This is a genomic window from Mycobacterium sp. 050272, assembly GCF_039023525.1.
Lineage (GTDB): Bacteria > Actinomycetota > Actinomycetes > Mycobacteriales > Mycobacteriaceae > Mycobacterium.
In genome coordinates this window covers 131548-149016 of sequence record NZ_JBCHKV010000008.1, presented here as the reverse complement: position 1 = coordinate 149016, position 17469 = coordinate 131548, and the positions used below count along the sequence as shown (strand labels likewise).

At 66.8% G+C, this 17469-nt stretch carries 18 protein-coding genes; 13 read left to right on the top strand and 5 right to left on the bottom strand.

The window, feature by feature from the left end; translation table 11 throughout:
• Positions 1-5: 5 nt before the first annotated feature.
• The 6 genes from AAHS21_RS17425 to AAHS21_RS17400 all read left to right on the top strand — a co-directional run bounded on the left by AAHS21_RS17425 (position 6) and on the right by AAHS21_RS17400 (position 6028).
• A complete protein-coding gene (locus tag AAHS21_RS17425; RefSeq protein ID WP_342928846.1) occupies positions 6-1109 on the top strand; it encodes a Xaa-Pro peptidase family protein in 1104 nt (367 codons plus the stop codon).
• Positions 1110-1148: 39 nt separating this feature from the next.
• Positions 1149-1466 carry a hypothetical protein gene (locus tag AAHS21_RS17420; RefSeq protein WP_342928845.1) on the top strand — a complete coding sequence of 106 codons (318 nt, stop codon included), beginning with the start codon at positions 1149-1151 and terminating at the stop codon, positions 1464-1466.
• Between the two features lie 152 nt (positions 1467-1618).
• The gene (efp, locus tag AAHS21_RS17415; protein WP_036468528.1) at positions 1619-2182 is read left to right on the top strand and encodes an elongation factor P; all 564 of its coding nucleotides are present in this window, start codon (positions 1619-1621) and stop codon (positions 2180-2182) included.
• Between the two features lie 2 nt (positions 2183-2184).
• On the top strand, positions 2185-2670 hold the full coding sequence (nusB, locus tag AAHS21_RS17410; RefSeq protein WP_342928844.1) for a transcription antitermination factor NusB: 486 nt from the start codon (positions 2185-2187) through the stop codon (positions 2668-2670).
• Positions 2667-3023, top strand: a complete 357-nt coding sequence (locus AAHS21_RS17405) for an antitermination protein NusB (RefSeq protein WP_342928843.1) — start codon at positions 2667-2669, stop codon at positions 3021-3023. The genes nusB and AAHS21_RS17405 overlap by 4 nt, the downstream gene beginning before the upstream one ends.
• Before the next feature lie 158 nt (positions 3024-3181).
• Positions 3182-6028 carry an aminotransferase class I/II-fold pyridoxal phosphate-dependent enzyme gene (locus AAHS21_RS17400; RefSeq protein WP_342928842.1) on the top strand — a complete coding sequence of 949 codons (2847 nt, stop codon included), beginning with the start codon at positions 3182-3184 and terminating at the stop codon, positions 6026-6028.
• Between the two features lie 29 nt (positions 6029-6057).
• On the opposite strand, the gene AAHS21_RS17395 is transcribed toward AAHS21_RS17400, so the two are convergent.
• Entirely contained in the window at positions 6058-6390 is a 333-nt protein-coding gene (locus AAHS21_RS17395; RefSeq protein ID WP_342928841.1) for a hypothetical protein, read from the bottom strand.
• 277 nt (positions 6391-6667) lie between these two features.
• On the opposite strand from AAHS21_RS17395, the gene AAHS21_RS17390 reads away from it, so the two are divergent.
• The 6 genes from AAHS21_RS17390 to AAHS21_RS17365 are packed head-to-tail and all read left to right on the top strand — an operon-like array spanning position 6668 to position 13339.
• Positions 6668-7405, top strand: coding sequence for a GntR family transcriptional regulator (locus tag AAHS21_RS17390; RefSeq protein WP_342928840.1), 738 nt, complete (start codon positions 6668-6670; stop codon positions 7403-7405).
• Positions 7402-7632: a 4Fe-4S dicluster domain-containing protein gene (locus tag AAHS21_RS17385; RefSeq protein WP_342928839.1), complete on the top strand. Its 231-nt coding sequence runs from the start codon at positions 7402-7404 to the stop codon at positions 7630-7632. Before AAHS21_RS17390 ends, AAHS21_RS17385 begins: the two co-directional genes overlap by 4 nt.
• A 25-nt stretch (positions 7633-7657) precedes the next feature.
• Positions 7658-9046: an ABC transporter substrate-binding protein gene (locus tag AAHS21_RS17380; RefSeq protein ID WP_342928838.1), complete on the top strand. Its 1389-nt coding sequence runs from the start codon at positions 7658-7660 to the stop codon at positions 9044-9046.
• Positions 9043-9915 carry an ABC transporter permease gene (locus AAHS21_RS17375; protein WP_342928837.1) on the top strand — a complete coding sequence of 291 codons (873 nt, stop codon included), beginning with the start codon at positions 9043-9045 and terminating at the stop codon, positions 9913-9915. The genes AAHS21_RS17380 and AAHS21_RS17375 overlap by 4 nt, the downstream gene beginning before the upstream one ends.
• Positions 9912-10655, top strand: a complete 744-nt coding sequence (locus AAHS21_RS17370) for an ABC transporter ATP-binding protein (protein ID WP_342928836.1) — start codon at positions 9912-9914, stop codon at positions 10653-10655. Before AAHS21_RS17375 ends, AAHS21_RS17370 begins: the two co-directional genes overlap by 4 nt.
• A complete protein-coding gene (locus tag AAHS21_RS17365) occupies positions 10652-13339 on the top strand; it encodes a fumarate reductase/succinate dehydrogenase flavoprotein subunit (RefSeq protein WP_342928835.1) in 2688 nt (895 codons plus the stop codon). Before AAHS21_RS17370 ends, AAHS21_RS17365 begins: the two co-directional genes overlap by 4 nt.
• Before the next feature lie 17 nt (positions 13340-13356).
• On the opposite strand, the gene AAHS21_RS17360 is transcribed toward AAHS21_RS17365, so the two are convergent.
• From AAHS21_RS17360 to AAHS21_RS17345, 4 genes are all read right to left on the bottom strand, one after another.
• Positions 13357-13896: a GNAT family N-acetyltransferase gene (locus tag AAHS21_RS17360; RefSeq protein ID WP_342928834.1), complete on the bottom strand. Its 540-nt coding sequence runs from the start codon at positions 13894-13896 to the stop codon at positions 13357-13359.
• 4 nt (positions 13897-13900) lie between these two features.
• On the bottom strand, positions 13901-15106 hold the full coding sequence (locus AAHS21_RS17355) for a serine hydrolase domain-containing protein (protein ID WP_342928833.1): 1206 nt from the start codon (positions 15104-15106) through the stop codon (positions 13901-13903).
• Between the two features lie 24 nt (positions 15107-15130).
• Entirely contained in the window at positions 15131-15958 is an 828-nt protein-coding gene (locus AAHS21_RS17350) for a DUF6065 family protein (protein ID WP_342928832.1), read from the bottom strand.
• Between the two features lie 87 nt (positions 15959-16045).
• Positions 16046-16837, bottom strand: a complete 792-nt coding sequence (locus AAHS21_RS17345; RefSeq protein ID WP_342928831.1) for a DUF6065 family protein — start codon at positions 16835-16837, stop codon at positions 16046-16048.
• 193 nt (positions 16838-17030) lie between these two features.
• Between AAHS21_RS17345 and AAHS21_RS17340 the strand changes: the two genes are divergently transcribed.
• Positions 17031-17465, top strand: a complete 435-nt coding sequence (locus tag AAHS21_RS17340; RefSeq protein ID WP_342928830.1) for a cellulose-binding domain-containing protein — start codon at positions 17031-17033, stop codon at positions 17463-17465.
• Positions 17466-17469: the final 4 nt, after the last annotated feature.

Below are 17469 nucleotides of genomic sequence, written 5' to 3'. Positions count from 1 at the left end.
GAGTCGTGACACATTCCCAGCGTCGAGACAATCTAAAACGCCAGATCGCGGCCAGTGGGCTGGACGCGATGCTGGTCACGGACCTGATTAACGTGCGTTATCTGTCAGGTTTCTCCGGATCCAACGGCGCGTTGCTGGTCTTCGCCGACGATCGCGAAGCAGTTTTGGCCACCGACGGCCGTTACCGCACCCAGGCCGCCGCTCAGGCGCCCGATCTCGAGGTCGCCATCGAGCGGGCCGTCGGGCGCCACCTGGCGGGGCAGGCGGCGCAGGCCGGCGTGTCCAAGCTGGGCTTCGAAAGCAATGTGGTCACGGTGGACGGTTTCGACGCCCTGACCAACGAGGTCGGCGAGCACGGCGGTGCGACCGAGCTGGTGCGGGCCGCCGGAATGGTCGAGGCGCTGCGCGAGATCAAGGATGCCGGCGAAGTGGCGCTGCTGCGACTGGCCTGCGAGGCCGCCGACGCCGCACTCAAAGACCTGGTGGCGCGGGGCGGCCTACGCCCCGGCCGCACCGAGCGTGAGGTGAGCCGCGAGCTCGAGGCCTTGATGCTCGATCACGGCGCCGACGCGATCTCGTTCGAGACCATCGTGGCCGCCGGACCGAATTCGGCGATCCCGCACCACCGGCCGACCGACGCGGTCCTCGCCGACGGCGATTTCGTCAAGATCGACTTCGGCGCGCTGGTCGCCGGTTATCACTCCGACATGACCCGCACCTTCGTGCTGAGCAAGGCCGCGGACTGGCAGCTGGAGCTCTACCAACTGGTCGCCGAGTCGCAGCGAGCCGGCCGGGAGGCGCTGCGGCCGGGCGCCGATCTGCGTGAGGTGGACGGCGCGGCGCGCCAGGTGATCGTCGATGCCGGCTACGGCGAGCAGTTCAGCCACGGCTTGGGGCACGGGGTAGGTCTGCAGATCCACGAGGCACCGGGGATCGGCGCAACGTCGTCCGGGACTTTGCTGGCCGGTTCGGTGGTGACGGTGGAGCCCGGCGTCTACTTGCCCGGCCGCGGCGGTGTGCGCATCGAAGACACCTTGGTCGTGGGCGACCAGCCGGCCGCGGCCGAACTACTGACCCGGTTCCCCAAGGAGCTGGCCATCCTGACGTAGCCGCGGCTCGGGCCCGGATGACTGGGTAGGATTCGGGAAATGGCCTACCTAGCTCTCGTCGCCGTCTACGTAGTCGCCGCATGCACCGCTCTGGCCGGGTTCTGGCTCACCGCCGTGTTGTTCGTCGGCCACGACTACGACGCCACCGGGGTCGTCATGACGGCCGTTCGCAAGGTGGCCGGGCGGGGCCCGATTCTGATCGCGGCCGGCGTAGGCCTGGGTTTGCTGGGCAACCTCGCCGCGAACCATCTGCCCCCGGCGCCCGCCTCCGACCTGGTGGCGCCGTCTCACCCGTCGGACCTGTGCGATCTCAACGACGGCCTTTTCGGCCTGTGCGGCGCCGGCCAGTTGCGCTAGCCGCGCGGTTAGTGGCGCACCGCAGCGCGGGTAAGCTGCATCCGGTGCTGTTCTGCTCGCACCGTTTGCGGCGGAACCCCGCTGCCGGGCAGCCGCCCGGCCTTGGAGAACAAGCCCTGTAAATTGGCCTTCCTGTAGGAGATAGAGCGACCGTGGCATCGACTGCCGACTTCAAGAACGGACTGGTGCTGGTGATCGACGGCCAGCTGTGGCAGATCATCGAGTTTCAGCACGTCAAGCCGGGTAAAGGTCCGGCCTTCGTGCGTACCAAGCTGAAGAACGTGCTCTCGGGCAAGGTCGTCGACAAGACCTACAACGCCGGCGTGAAGGTGGACACCGCCACCGTCGACCGCCGCGATGCCACCTATCTGTACCGCGACGGCTCGGACTTCGTGTTCATGGACAGCCAGGACTACGAGCAGCACCCGCTACCGGAATCGCTGGTCGGCGACGCCGCCCGGTTCCTGCTGGAGGGCCTGCCGGTGCAGGTGGCCTTCCACAACGGCGCACCCCTGTACCTCGAGTTGCCGGTGTCGGTCGAACTCGTCGTCACCCACACCGAGCCGGGCCTGCAGGGCGACCGGTCCAGCGCCGGCACCAAGCCCGCGACCGTGGAGACCGGTGCGGAACTGCAGGTGCCGTTGTTCATCAACACCGGCGACAAACTCAAGGTGGATTCGCGCGACGGCAGCTACCTGGGTCGGGTCAACGCCTGACCATGCCGGACGGGAAATCGCCCAGGCCCACCAAAGGGCGTCACCATGCCCGTAAGCGCGCCGTGGACTTGCTGTTCGAAGCCGAGGCTCGCGGCCTGACCCCGGTCGAGGTGGCCGACGCGCGGATCGCGCTGGCGCAGGCCAACCCCGACGTCAAGGCACTGCACCCGTATACCGTCGCGGTGGCGCACGGCGTCGGCGACCAGTTCGCCCACATCGACGACCTGATCAGCACCCACTTGCAGGGCTGGACGCTGGACCGGCTGCCCGCAGTCGACCGCGCGATCCTGCGAGTCGCGGTGTGGGAGCTGTTGTATGCCGACGACGTGCCGGAGCCGGTCGCGGTCGACGAGGCCGTGCAACTGGCCAAGGAGTTGTCGACCGACGAATCTCCGGGCTTCGTCAATGGTGTCCTGGGCCAGGTCATGCTGGTGACGCCGCAGATCCGGGCCGCGGCCAAGGCCATGCGAGGCAGCCAGGAAACGTGACCCGACTGGAACTCCGCGTCTTCGTCGCCGCCTTCCTGGCTGCGACGGTGGTGCTGGGTGCGGTGATCTGTGCCGCGTACGGGTGGACCATCGTCGCCTCGGCGCTCTCGATCTATGCGCTGGGCGTGGGCGCCTGGCTGTATCACTCGATCGAACGGCTGATCGTCGCCCGCCGCATCAGCACGGTACGAGCGGCGGCCAAGCCGCTGCAGCCGTTGTTGCCGGTGATGGCCGCGATCATGGGTCTCACCCAGGCGGTGGTGCGCTCGCTCACCGACGTCGGCGACCTGCCGGTACGACGGTGGGAGCTGCCTCGGCGGCGAGTCGTCGACAGCGACGAAACCGAGCGCTGACCGACTACCGGCGATCCTGAGCGAAAAGATCGCGCACGCAGGCCAGACCGGATAACAATGAGGACGCGCGCTGATTCGTACGAGTCGTTTAGGTCGGTGTCGGGAAATATTCACTGCGGTAGCCGAGTATCGGACACCATCACAGAACAGGTGACGACATGAATCCCTACAGTGCCTACACGCGACGGCTGCGGGTCTCCGCGCTGGCGGCAGTGGCCAATCCGTCGTATACCCGCATCGACACCTGGAACCTGCTCGACGACGCATGCCGTCACCTCGCCGAGGTGGACCTGGCCGGGCTGGACAAGACGCACGAGGTGGCGAAGGTCAGGCGGCTGATGGACCGCCTCGGCGCCTACGAGCGGTACTGGCTGTATCCCGGGGCCGACAATCTGGCGACCTACCGCTCCCACCTCGACGGCCTGTCCACGGTGCGGCTGGCCGAGGAGGTGTCGCTCGCGGTGCGTCTGCTCAGCGAATACGGCGACCGCACAGCACTTTTCGACACGTCCACCCCACTGGCCGACCAGGAGTTGGTGGCCCAGGCCAAGCAGCAGCAGTTCTACACCGTGTTGCTCGCCGACGACTCGCCGAATACCGGACCCGACTGCCTGGCCGAAGCCCTGCGGGCGTTGCGCTGCCCGTCTGACGACGTGCAATTCGAGCTGCTGGTGGTGCCCAGCGTCGAGGACGCCATCACCGCCGTCGCGTTGAACGGCGAGATTCAGGCCGCGATCATCCGCCACGACGTGGCACTGCGTTCGCGTGACCGGGTGCCGTTGATGAACACCCTGCTGGGCGCCACCGACGATGCGGTCGGACGCGACAGCGGCAGCGACTGCCTCGAATGTGGCGACTGGATCCGTGAATTGCGGCCGCATATCGACCTTTATCTGCTCACCGACGAGTCGATCGCGGCGGGCAACGACGAGGAAAACGACGTCTACGACCGGACGTTCTACCGGCTCAACGACGTCACCGATCTGTACAGCACGGTACTGGCTGGTCTGCGAAATCGTTTCGCCACACCGTTTTTCGATGCTTTGCGGGCGTACGCGGATTCGCCGGTCGGGCAATTCCACGCGCTGCCCGTCGCCCGCGGTGCCAGCATCTTCAACTCCCGGTCACTGCAGGACATGGGGGAGTTCTACGGCCGCAACATCTTCATGGCCGAGACTTCGACCACGTCGGGCGGCCTGGACTCGCTGCTGGACCCGCACGGCAACATCAAGAAGGCGATGGACAAGGCCGCACGCACCTGGCACTCCAACCAGACCTACTTCGTCACCAACGGGACGTCGACGGCCAACAAGATCGTGGTGCAGTCGCTGACCCGGCCGGGCGACATCGTGCTGATCGACCGCAACTGCCACAAGTCGCACCACTACGGCTTGGTGCTGGCCGGGGCCTACCCGCTCTATCTCGATGCTTATCCGCTGCCGCAGTTCGCGATCTACGGGGCCGTGCCGCTGGACACGATCAAGAAGGCGCTGCTGGACCTGGAGGCGGCTGGCCAGCTGGACAAGGTGCGCATGCTGTTGGTGACCAACTGCATCTTCGACGGCGTCGTGTACAACCCGCTGCGGGTGATGGAGGAGGTGTTGGCGATCAAGCCGGACATCTGCTTCCTGTGGGACGAGGCGTGGTACGCGTTCGCGACGGCCGTTCCGTGGGCCCGGCAACGCACCGCGATGGTGGCGGCGGACCGCTTGGAGCAGATGCTGGCATCGCCGGAATACGCTGCGGAATACCGTGATTGGGCCGCAAAGATGGAGGGGATCCCCCGGTCGGAGTGGGTCAACCACCGGTTGCTGCCCGACCCGGCCAAGGCGCGGGTGCGGGTGTACGCGACGCACTCCACGCACAAGTCGCTCTCGGCGTTCCGGCAGGCGTCGATGATCCATGTGCGCGACCGCGACTTCAATTCGCGCGCTCGCGACGCGTTCGGTGAGGCGTTCCTGACGCACACCTCGACCTCGCCCAATCAGCAACTGCTGGCCTCGCTGGACCTGGCGCGCCGGCAGGTCGACATCGAGGGATTTCAGTTGGTCCGCCAGACGTACGACATGGCACTGGTGTTCCGGCACCGCGTCCGCAAGGACCGGCTGATCAGCAAGTGGTTCCGCATCCTCGACGAGGCCGACCTGGTGCCCGAGGAGTTCCGGGCATCGGCGGTCAGCTCGTACCGCGAAGTCCGGCAGGGCGCGCTGGCCGAGTGGAACGAAGCCTGGCGGTCCGATCAGTTCGTGCTGGATCCGACGCGCGTCACCCTGTTCCTCGGCAACACCGGGATGAACGGCTACGACTTCCGCGAGAAGATCCTGATGGACCGGTTCGGGATCCAGATCAACAAGACGTCGATCAACAGTGTGCTGCTGATCTTCACGATCGGTGTCACCTGGTCGAGCGTGCATCACCTGCTCGACGTGTTGCGCCGGGTCGCCACCGATCTCGATCGGGAGCGGGAGTTGGCCAGTGTGGCCGACTGGACGCTGCACCAGCGCCGCGTCGAGGAGATCACCGAGGATCTGCCGCACCTGCCCGACTTCAGCGAATTCGATATCGCGTTCCGCCCGGTGGATGCCTGCGCGTTTGGTGACATGCGGGCGGCGTTCTACGCCGGCTACGAGGAGTCCGACCGCGAGTACGTGCAGATCGGCAGCGCCGGTCGGCGGATCGCCGAGGGCCGCAAGCTGGTATCCACCACGTTCGTGGTGCCCTACCCGCCCGGTTTCCCGGTGCTGGTTCCGGGGCAGGTCGTCTCCAAGGAGATCCTGTATTTCCTGGCGCAGCTCGACGTGAAGGAAATCCACGGTTACAACCCGGATCTCGGGCTGTCGGTGTTCACCGCGGAGGCACTGGACCGGCTGGAGGCCCAGCGCAGCGCGGCGTCCGCCGCGGTCGGGTCGGTGTTCCCGGGCTTCGAGCTGCCCGCGGACACGTCGGTGCTCAACGGCGCGCGCAACGGTGGTCGCGTCCAGCCGGCCGTCACCGAAGACGCCTGACGTTCCGGGCGGCTCACGGTCGCCAGGGGTTAAGCGATCAACGACCTGACGATTTGCCCGCCTCTGAGCGACTCTGCCCGTGCGCGTAGTGCGAGCACGCGTTGATGGATTCGATGCTCGGTGCCGCGCGGCATCCAGCCAGGCCCGTACCGGCCGCGGGCCAATCGCACTACTCGTACATAGCGGATTTCCCAACGCAACGCGTCGGAAATCGACTTCGACGGGCGCTCGCCGGCGTCGAAGTTGTGGTGCGCCAGCGCCTGGATCAATTCGGGGACTGTCGCAGCACCGTGCAGGGCCAGATGCCACGTGAGCACATAGCGGAGTTCAATTCCGCGGAGTCGTAACGAGTTGGTCGTCATCCTCCGAACTGTTCCACTGCACGCCGACATCCTCGGCGTTGTCGCTCGGAGGCGGGCAAAACGTCGTGTCCTGCGTCGCGCGACGGGGCGGCCGGGGCGAAAGTTCGGCTCACCGCGATCACAAAGGCGCCGCTTTTGCGTAGGTGGCGCAATAGTCGAAGGGCCCTGGGTTTTAGCTGGTCGTGCCCGAATGTGAACCGGCGCAATACTCACGGCCGCCGGTCAGGCCCGGATTCGCGCCCCCGAAAATGCCCTTGAGCTGCATTAGCGTGGCGGCGTGGCTGAGGCGATACCCATTCGCGGACCCCGGGCCGACCGTGCCCGCCGGGTCGCCGACGTGTTGCGTCAGCAGATTCATGCCGCCGCCTATCCGGACGGTCTGCCCGCCGAAAGCGAGCTGGCAGCCGAATTCACGGTGTCGCGCAACACCATCCGCGAGGCCTTGGGCATCCTCAAGCACGAGGGCCTGATCGACCGTGGACCCAAGGTCGGCACCCATGTCGCACAACGCAAGTACGACCACCGGATCGACTCACTGCTCGGGCTGAAGGAAACCTTCAAGCACGTCGGCGAAGTCCGCAACGAGGTGCGCGCCGCCATGCTGGTGGTGGCTCCGCCGGCGGTGGCCAGCCGGCTCCAACTCGGGCCTGGCCAGCAGGCGGTGTTCATCGAGCGGTTGCGCTACCTCGGCGACCTGCCGCTGAGCCTCGACCTGACCTACCTGACCCCGGATATCGGCACCCAGATCCTGGATCACCCGCTGGAACAGCAAGACCTTTTCGCGCTGATCGAGCAGGTGAGCGGTGGCCGGCTGGGCTCGGCATCGCTGGCTCTGGAGGCGATCCCGGCCGATGCCCATTCCGCGGCCACCCTGCACGTGCCCGACGGCTCGGCGCTGCTGATGCTCGAGCGCCTCACCAGCCTTGCCGACGGCAGGCCCGTCGACCTCGAGTACATCCGGATGCGCGGCGATCGAATCACCATGCGCGGCCACCTAATAAGGAGTAAGCCATGACGCTGGTCAACAACAACCGAGTCGACGTGCCGGTCACGATCGACGAGTCGCTGTGTATCGACGGCTGCACCCTCTGCGTCGACGTCTGTCCGCTCGACGCGCTCGCCATCGACCCAGAGACCAACAAGGCGTACATGCACGTCGACGAATGCTGGTACTGCGGCCCCTGCGCCGCCCGCTGCCCGACCGGAGCCGTCACGGTCAATATGCCCTATCTACTTCGCTGAAATAACCTACAGCCCAGGATCTTTCATGAAACGACACGCTTTTGCGCTGTTGTCGGTAGCGGCCGTCATCGTCATGGCCGTGTCCGGCTGCTCGCTGGAATCATTTTCGGCGTCCTCCGGTGTGGTCAACGTCGTCATCGGTTATCAGTCCAAGACCATCAACACCGTGACCGCCGGGACGTTGCTGCGCGCCCAGGGCTACCTGGAACATCGGCTCGCCGACATCACCACCCGCACCGGCACCAAATACGCGGTCCGGTGGCAGGATTACGACACCGGGGCCCCGATCACCGCTCAGATGCTGGCCGAGAAGATCGACATCGGCTCGATGGGGGATTACCCCATGCTGATCAACGGCTCCAAGACGCAGACCAACCCGCGGGCGAAAACCGAAATCGTCTCGATCACCGGCTATAACCCCAAGGGCGCACTGAACATGGTTGTGGTGGCACCCGGTTCGTCGGCCGCCACGTTGAACGACCTGGCCGGTTCCAAGGTCTCGGCCAGCGTCGGATCGGCGGGCCACGGCACGCTGGTGCGGGCCCTGGACAGGGGTGGCATCACGGGCGTCGAGGTACTCAACCAGCAGCCGCAGATCGGCGCTTCTGCACTGGAATCTGGTCAGGTACAAGGCCTTTCGCAATTCGTTGCCTGGCCGGGGCTGTTGGTGTACCAGGGCAAGGCCAAACTGCTGTACGACGGCGCCGAGCTGAACCTGCCCACCCTGCACGGCGTGGTGGTGCGCCGATCCTATGCGGCGTCGCATCCGGAGGTGCTGGGCGCGTTCCTGCAAGCGCAACTGGATGCCACCGACTTCCTCAACCAGAAGCCGCTGGAGGCGGCCCGCATCGTCGCCCAGGCCAGCGGATTGCCGCAGGAAGTGGTGTACCTCTACAACGGCCCCGGCGGCACGTCCTTCGACACCACGCTCAAACCGTCACTGGTCGAAGCGCTGAAAAACGATGTGCCATACCTGAAGTCGATCGGCGACTTCGCCGACCTCGACGTGGCGGGCTTCGTTCAGGACGCGCCGCTGCGTGCCGTGTTCGGCGCACGCGGCCGCAACTACGACGCGACTCGGGCCGCGACCGCCAACCCGTCCCTGCTCAACGGGGACCCCGCGCAGGCCAGCGAGCTGTGGCTGGACGGAACCGATACCACCCAGACACTGGCCAATCCGGGCAGCCTGCTGCGGGCCGTGCGGGACGCGACCGCGCACGGTGTCAAGGTCCGTGCCGCCTATGTCCCCGACGCCGAGCTGGGCACCCGGTGGTTCGCCGATAAGGCGGTCTGGGTGCAAGACGGCCAGAACTACCTGCCGTTCGGAACCCCGGCCGGCGCGCATCGCTATCTCACCGCCCATCCCGGCGGCGCCATCGTGAACTACCAACAGGCCCTTGGAGGTTCAGCATGACTGCTTTCCTGACCGGCGATCCGGCCGCACCGGTCACCGGCCACGTCGCCGACGTGGTGCCGGTGGCCGGCACCCCGCGGCGCGTCACGTCGCCTTGGCAGTGGCGGCTGCTGCGGCTCGCCTCGGTCGCCGCCGCGATCGGGTTGTGGCAACTGCTCACCGCCGACAAGGTGCGCCTGCTGTTGCGCTTCGACACTCTGCCCACCGTCACCGAGATCGTCCACGCGCTGGGGCGCCGGCTCGGAACCTACGAGTACTGGCTTGACCTGGCGCAGTCGCTGATCCGCATTCTGACCGGTTTCGGGCTGGCCGCGGTGATCGGTGTCGCAACGGGCGTGCTACTGGGCCGTTCCCGGTTGTTCGCCAACACCTTTGGTCCACTGGCCGAATTGGCCAGGCCCATCCCCGCGATCGCGATGGTTCCGGTGGCGATCCTGCTGTTCCCGACCGACGAGGCCGGGATCGTGTTCATCACCTTCCTCGCGGCCTACTTTCCGATCATGGTCAGCACCCGGCATGCGGTCCGGGCGCTGCCCACGCTGTGGGAGGACTCGGTGCGCACCCTCGGTGGCAACCGGTGGGACGTGCTGAAACAGGTGGTGTTGCCGGGCATTCTGCCGGGTGTGTTCGGCGGCTTGTCGGTCGGCATGGGGGTGGCGTGGATCTGCGTGATCTCCGCCGAGATGATCTCCGGCCGCCTCGGCATCGGCTATCGCACCTGGCAGGACTACACCGTGCTGGCCTACCCGCAAGTGTTCGTCGGCATCATCACGATCGGTGTGCTCGGGTTCGCCACAGCCGCCGCCGTCGAAGTCGTCGGCCGCCGGGTGACCAGCTGGCTGCCGCGTGCCCAGGAGGAACAGCGATGACCGTCGGTATGAGTCTTGAACTGGATCGAGTTCGCTTGTCCTACACCGGAGATCCGGTGATCGACGGGCTGAGCCTGTCGGTGCGCCCGGGCGAGATCCTGGTGCTGACCGGTCCCTCGGGATGCGGCAAGTCGACGGTGCTGCGCGCCCTGACGGGCCTGCTGCGCCCCGACGCCGGCCGCGTGCTGGCCGACGGTGCCGACGTGACCACGACGTCGGGCGACCGCGGCATGGTGTTCCAGGACAACGCCTTGCTGCCGTGGCGCACCGTGCGGTCCAACATCGAGTTGGCCCTGCGGCTTCGGGGTGTGCCACGATCCGGGCGCCGCGCGGAGGCAGACCGCTGGATCGCCGAACTCGGCCTCACCGGCTTCGGCGACTACTTGCCCAAGAGCCTGTCCGGGGGCATGCGACAGCGCGTCCAGCTGGCCCGCGGCCTGGCGGGGACGCCGCGTGCGGTGATGATGGACGAGCCGTTCGGCGCGTTGGACACCCAAACCCGTACGGCCATGCAGCGACTGCTGATTGACACCTGGAGCGCACATCCGACCACGATCGTCTTCGTCACCCACGACGTCGACGAGGCGCTGCTGCTGGGTGACCGCATCGCCGTGCTGGGCAAGGCCGGTCAGCCGCTGCGTGCCCTGATTGATGTGCCGGACCCGCGAGTCGACCGGCAGCGCACCGCGCTGCGTACCGAAGTGATTGCGGCCCTGGATCATTCGGCGGTCGCGGCATGATGGAGATTCCAGACATGACGCCGGTGCGTCTGGACTGTGACGTGCTGGTCATCGGCGGTGGGACCGCCGGAACGATGGCGGCACTGTCGGCCGCCGAGAACGGCGCGCAGGTCCTGCTTTTGGAGAAGGCCCACGTGCGGCACTCCGGCGCGCTGGCGATGGGCATGGACGGGGTCAACAACGCCGTCATCCCGGGCAAGGCCGAGCCGGAGGACTACGTCGCGGAGATCACCCGTGCCAACGACGGTATCGTCAACCAGCGCACCATCTATCAGACGGCCAGCCGCGGATTCGCGATGGTGCAGCGACTCGAGCGCTATGGGGTGAAGTTCGAGAAGGACGAGCACGGCGAGTACGCGGTGCGCCGAGTGCACCGTTCGGGTTCCTACGTGTTGCCGATGCCCGAGGGCAAGGATGTCAAGAAGGCGCTGTACCGGGTGCTGCGGCAACGGTCGATGCGCGAGAAGATCCAGATCGAGAACCGCCTGATGCCGGTGCGGGTGCTCGTCGCCGACGGCCGTGCCGTCGGGGCCGCGGCATTGAACACGCGCACCGGCGAATTCGTCGCGATCGGCGCCAAGGCGGTGATCCTGTCGACCGGGGCGTGCGGCCGGCTTGGACTGCCCGCGTCCGGCTACCTGTACGGCACCTACGAGAACCCGACCAACGCCGGCGACGGGTACGCGATGGCCTACCACGCGGGCGCCGAACTGTCCGGCATCGAGTGTTTCCAGGTCAACCCGTTGATCAAGGACTACAACGGCCCGGCCTGTGCGTATGTCGCGAACCCATTCGGCGGCTACCAGGTGAACGCGGACGGTGAGCGGTTCGTTGACTCCGACTACTGGTCGGGGCAGATGATGTCCGAGGTCAAGAGCGAAATCGACTCCGCACGCGGGCCGATCTATCTCAAGGTGTCCCACTTGCCGGACGAGACGCTCACCGCGCTGGAAAACATCCTGCACACCACGGAGCGGCCTACCCGTGGCACCTTCCACGCCAACCGCGGCCACGACTATCGCACCCACGACATCGAGATGCACATCTCCGAAATCGGTTTGTGCAGTGGACATTCCGCATCCGGAGTCTGGGTCGATGAACACGCCCGGACCACGGTGCCGGGGCTGTACGCCGCGGGAGACCTGGCGTGTGTCCCGCACAACTACATGATCGGGGCTTTCGTGTTCGGCGACCTCGCCGGCGCGCACGCCGCCTCGACACGCTCGGAAGTGGCTGCGCCACAGCAACTCCCGCAGGATCAACTCGCCGAAGCGCACGAGCTGATCTACCGGCCGCTGCGACACCCGGACGGGCCGCCGCAGCCGCAGGTGGAGTACAAGCTGCGACGGTTCGTCAACGACTATGTGGCCCCACCGAAGACGGCGGCCAAGCTGTCGATCGCGGTGCGCACCTTCGACCGGATGCAAGACGAGATCGCCGCGATGGGGGCCCGCAATCCGCACGAGCTGATGCGCGCGGTCGAGGTGTCGTTCATCCGGGACTGCGCCGAGATGGCCGCGCGATCCTCGTTGACCCGGACCGAATCCCGTTGGGGCCTCTACCACGAACGCGCCGACATGCCGGTCCGCGACGACAGCGAGTGGGGCTATCACCTGAATCTGCGCAAGGGTCCTGACGGACAGATGCGCTTCCTCAAGCGTCCCGTGGCCCCGTACCTGGTGTCGGTCCCTGAGTTGGACGGTTTGCCGCCGGTGGACCAGACGGTGCACGAGGTGGCGCAGCCGCCACTGGTCGGCGGCAAGGCCCCGGCCACTGCGGGCTCACGAATCGCAACGGCGGCAACCACATTCGATCCGCCCTCACCGCGGATCGCCGAGGTGCTCGCCCTCGAGGAGCCGACGATCGCCGATCTGCAGCCGTATCTGGCCGACGCCGATCCCGGAGTGCGCCGCACCGCCGTGGCGACGCTCACCGAGTACATTCCCGACGGTTATGCGCCCGCGCTGTTCGCCGCGCTCGACGACGCCGACCCCGGGGTGCGCCGCACCAGCGCCGAGGGGATTCGCGAACTGGTCGAGGTACTGCCTGACCCGGGCGGCGCCGAGCCCTATCTGCGGTCGGTCGACACGGTGGTGCGGGCGGCCGCGGTCTACCTGCTGTCCGCACGCCGCGCCGGTGCGGCCGGCCAATACCGCCGCGCGCTCGACGATTCCGACCACCGGGTGCGGATCGAGGCGGTGCGGGCGCTGGTTTCGGTCGACGACGTCGACGGGGTCCAGGCGGCCACCCGCGACGAGAGCCGCGAGGTCCGCATCGCCGCTGCCGCCGGCTTGGCCACGATGCGCGCCGGCGGCGCGGCGGTCAGCGCGTTGATCGCCGATGCCGATCCGCTGGTGCGCGCGGCCGCACTCGCGGCTCTCGGCGAATTAGGCTGCAGTCAAGACGATTTCGCGGCTGTTGAGCGCGCATTGGAGGCGCCGGCGTGGCAGATCCGCGAGGGCGCGGCGCGTGCGCTCAAGGGTGCTGCGACCGAACTCGCGGTGCCGAGACTGGCCGATGCGCTCTGCGATGCGCACCTCGACGTGCGCAAGGCGGCCGTCCTCAGCCTGACCCGCTGGGCCGACCAGGCCGCGGCCCGTGACGCGCTCGGCATCGCGCTGAAAGACAGCGACGCCGACGTGCGGGCCTATGCGCGCCGGGCGTTGGAGGCCCAGAACACGTAGCCGGCAACAGCGCACGCTCAGCGCAGGGCCATGCCGTAGAGCAGGGCGTCCCGCGGCTCGGGTCCGATGGTGGGGTAGACGGCGTGGCGTTGCAGCCGGGCCTCGAGGGCGAACCCGGCTCGCTCCAGCAATTGCGCAGACCGCAGATTGTCGACCGCGCAGGTCGCCCAGACGCGCAGCAGCTCGGGGTCGGCGCGCAGCGCGGTCAGCAGCATGTCCAGCACCTCGGACATCAGACCCTTGCCCCACCATTTCCGGCCGAGGCAATAGCCGATCTCGACCGAATCGAGCGCCGAGCGCCGGCAGCTGGTCAGCCCGATGACCTCACCGCTGTGCCGCAGCTCGACGGCCCAGGTTCGCTCTTCGTCACTGGCGTTGAGTTTCTCGGCGATCACTCGCCGCGTGGTCGCCACGTCGGGGTGTGGAGACCACAGCAGATATTTCGTGACCGCACGATCGCGGGCGACCCGTTGGTACAGCGCCCCGGCGTCCGCGAGCGTGGGCAACCGCAGGATTAGGCGCGGGCCGACGATGCGATCGGGCGGGTGGTCGGCCACGGTGCTAAAGGTCGAGCGCTTGATAGGTGCGGCGGACGAATTTCGGTTGTACCGCTTGCAGTTTCGCGAGCGTGGTGTTACCGGCCACGGCTGCCGCAACGTCTGCGGACATGTCCGGCATATTCTGGACCAGATACAGCAGAACCAGATCGGCGGCCGGGTCGGCCTGCCACCACGTCCCGTACGCACCGGGCCAGCTGAACGTGCCGAGCCCGCCCGGCCCGAACAGCGCGGCGCTCTTGGCCGGATCGGTCACCACCGACAGGTTGAGCCCGAACCCGCGGCCCACCCAGTACGGCGCGCCCAGGAAGTTGTGTCGCTTGTGTTCGTCGGTGAGCCGGTCGGTCCGCATGAGGCGCACCGATTCGGGCGATAGGACCCGCACGCCGTCGACCGTCCCGTCGCCCAGCAGCATCCGCACGAAACGCAGGTAGTCGTCGGCTGTCGACAACAATCCGCCGCCGGCGTTGGGGAAGCTGGGCGGCGTGATGTGCGGCGGCCCCATCACGTCATGGTGCAGCCGGCTCTGTCCGTCGAGCCGGTACATGGTCGCCGCGCGGCGGCGGCCTTCCGGGGACACCGCGAACCCCGTGTCGGGCATGCCGACCGGGCCCAGCACCCGTTCGTCGAGGACCTGGTCGAACGGTTTGCCCTCGATGCGCGCCGCGATGACGCCGAGCAGGTCGATGGAGTGGCTGTAGGTCATCCGTTCGCCGGGCTGATGCACCAGCGGGAGCTTGGCCAGCTCGCTGACCCACACGTCCGGACCCTGATTGAACGGCAGCCGCTGGTAGGCCCGCGAGATCGGCCCGGATACCGAGAACCCGTAGGCCAGTCCGCTGGTATGGGTCAGCAGGTCCTCGATCAGGATCGCCCGGTTGACCGGGTGCGTGCGGTCCAGCGGACCGCGCGGGTCGTCGAGCACCCGCAGGTCGGCCAGCTCGGGTACCCAGTGCGTGATCGGTTCTTTGAGCGTCAGCTTGCCCTCGTCGACCATGCTCATGATCGCGGCGACCGTGACCGGTTTGGTCATCGACGCGATGCGAAATAGTGTGTCTCGCTGCATCGGCAAGCCGGCGTCGACATCGCGGTAGCCGATCTCGTTGACCTGCAGGACTTCTCCGTGCTGCCATACCACCGTCACCGCACCGGCGAGCAGGCCGGCATCACACGCCTCGCGGATGGAGGTCTGATTGCCATCGAGATTCACCCGGTCAGGGTAGCCCGCGCCCAGTTAGCCGTGCTGCGCGCGTAGGTCGCAGGACCCCTGTTGGTGCTCCGGATGTTGGGGCTGAACAAAGGAACGAAGGTGACGGCGGGTCTGGTGATCCGGCGGCCCGGCGTCACCGTCGGTATGTTTGCCCCGGGTGTAGTCGCCCTGCCACTGGACTTGCTCACCGGCGTTGAGCCGCGCCAGCTGCTCGGTTTGCTTTGCCGTACTGCGGGAATCGAGAAACACCTGATACTTGCGGTGTAGTTCCGCATCGGACTCGATGCTCTTGAGTTCGGGGGCGAATTCTTCGAGCTCGCCGCGGCGTTGCGGGACGATCATGCAGATCGGCTCGTCGACCTCGAATCGCACCGGCATCAGTTTGCGGGTGAATTTCCAGCTCATGCTGAAACTCGCGCTTGTCCAGTCGGTTTCGACGATGCCCTCCAGCGCGCAGAGGGCGTCTTTCGGATAGTTCGCCGGCCCGCGGACCAACAGGTTGTAGCCGGGGGGAGTGCGAAACAGCATGGGCAGATGCCAGGTCAGGATCCCGTTGCCGAAGTGGCTGGTGGGCAGCAGCTGACCGGTGTTGCGCTGATGGGGTGCGATGATCACGTCCACCCCGTCTTCCTGCCCCATCCAAGTGGCGGTGAACGCGCACGGATTGCGCAGCTCCCAACCACTTTGGTTCGCGATCAGCATCGGCAGACACCGATTCGGCCAACCGGTCCGGGTCTTCGACATCTCGGGCATCCACGTCCGGCTGATCGGTGCCGGACCAATCGGGGGCGCGTTGTCACGGGTAGTGAACCCGATCAACGGACGAGGCGTGCCGTTGGGCGTGTCACTCACGTGCGCCAGACTATGAGGGCAACCTGGGAGTTCCCCAAAACCGGCGTTAAGCCTGGTCATCGCCGGACAACACCGGCTGTCGGCGCTCTACTGCGGCTTCTCGCCGGGTGGGAGTGCAAAGGGACGAAGGCGGCGACGGGTCTGATGATCCGGTGCCCCGGCTTCTCCGTCTCGGTGTTTGCCCCGGGTGTAGTCACCCTGCCAGTCCACTCGTTCGCCGGCGGCCACCCGTGCCAGTTGCTCGGCATGCTTTGCCGCGTCACGTTCGCGAAGAAACAACTCGTGTTTGCGCTGCAGCTCTGGATCGGCTGCGATGGGCCTGATTTCGGGAGCGAACTCTTCCAGCTCCCCGCGGCGCTGCGGGACGATCATGCAGATCGGCTCGTCGACCTCGAATCGCACCGGCATGGATTTGCGGGTGATTTTCCAGTTGATACTGAAACTAGCGCTGGCCCAGTCGGTTTCGACGACGCCCTCCAACGCGCACACGCCGTCTTTCGGGTAATTCGCCGGTCCGCGGACCAACAGGTTGTAGCCCGGGGGAGTGCGAAACAGCATCGGCAGACGCCAGGTGAAGATGCCGTTGCCGAAATGGCCGGCTGGCAGGAACTGATTCGCGACGTAGCGATCGGGTTCGATCATGACGTCCATACCCTCTTGGGCTATCCAGGTGGCGGTGAAGGCGCACGGATTGCGCAGTTCCCAACCGCTCTGGTTGGCGATCAGCATCGGTAAACACCGACTGGGCCAACCCTTGTCCGCCTCTGACTGCGCCGTCATCCACGCCCGGCTCGCCGGTGCCGGGGTGATCGGGGGCGCGTTGTCGCCGGTGATGAATCCGATCAGCGGGCGGACTGGCCCATCGGCGTTGTCACTCACGCGAGTCAGATTAGCTGCGAACCCATCGTCATGCCCACGGCGAGTCGGCGCCGGAAAAAGGGAGCCGGGGGCAACGTCCCGGCACGCCATCTCGAGGCCAAAGTTTCATAACGGTTTCGGTTGCGCAAAGTTGCTGCAGCTACCCCGCGATGCGCGGGCCGATATCGCCTGTTTGGGCCTTAGTGTGGCTGCTATGGCCGGACTGAACAATCACGTGAAGCGCTGTCGCACAGCGCTTCACGCAGCCGTGTCGGCAGTGCTGGTCGCCAGCCTCGGACTCGCCGTCACCCCCGCGGCTCACGCGGCTGCGGCCATGGCGACGTTGCAGGTGGAACATACCTGGCAGACCGGTTTCATCGCCCACTTCACCGTCACCAACCCGAACATGTCGCCGATGGCCGACTGGCGGATTGACTTCGACATGCCCGCGGGACAGTCCGTCTTGCACGCGTGGAACAGCACCGTCACCCAATCCGGCACGCACTATGTGGTCACGCCCGCGAATTGGGATCGCGAGATTGCACCTGGTGGTACGGCCACGGGTGGTTTCCGGGGCGCACTGAGCGGTACCTACACCCCGCCGTCGAATTGTGTGGTCAACGGGCAATATCCCTGCACCGTCGGGTAGCCGC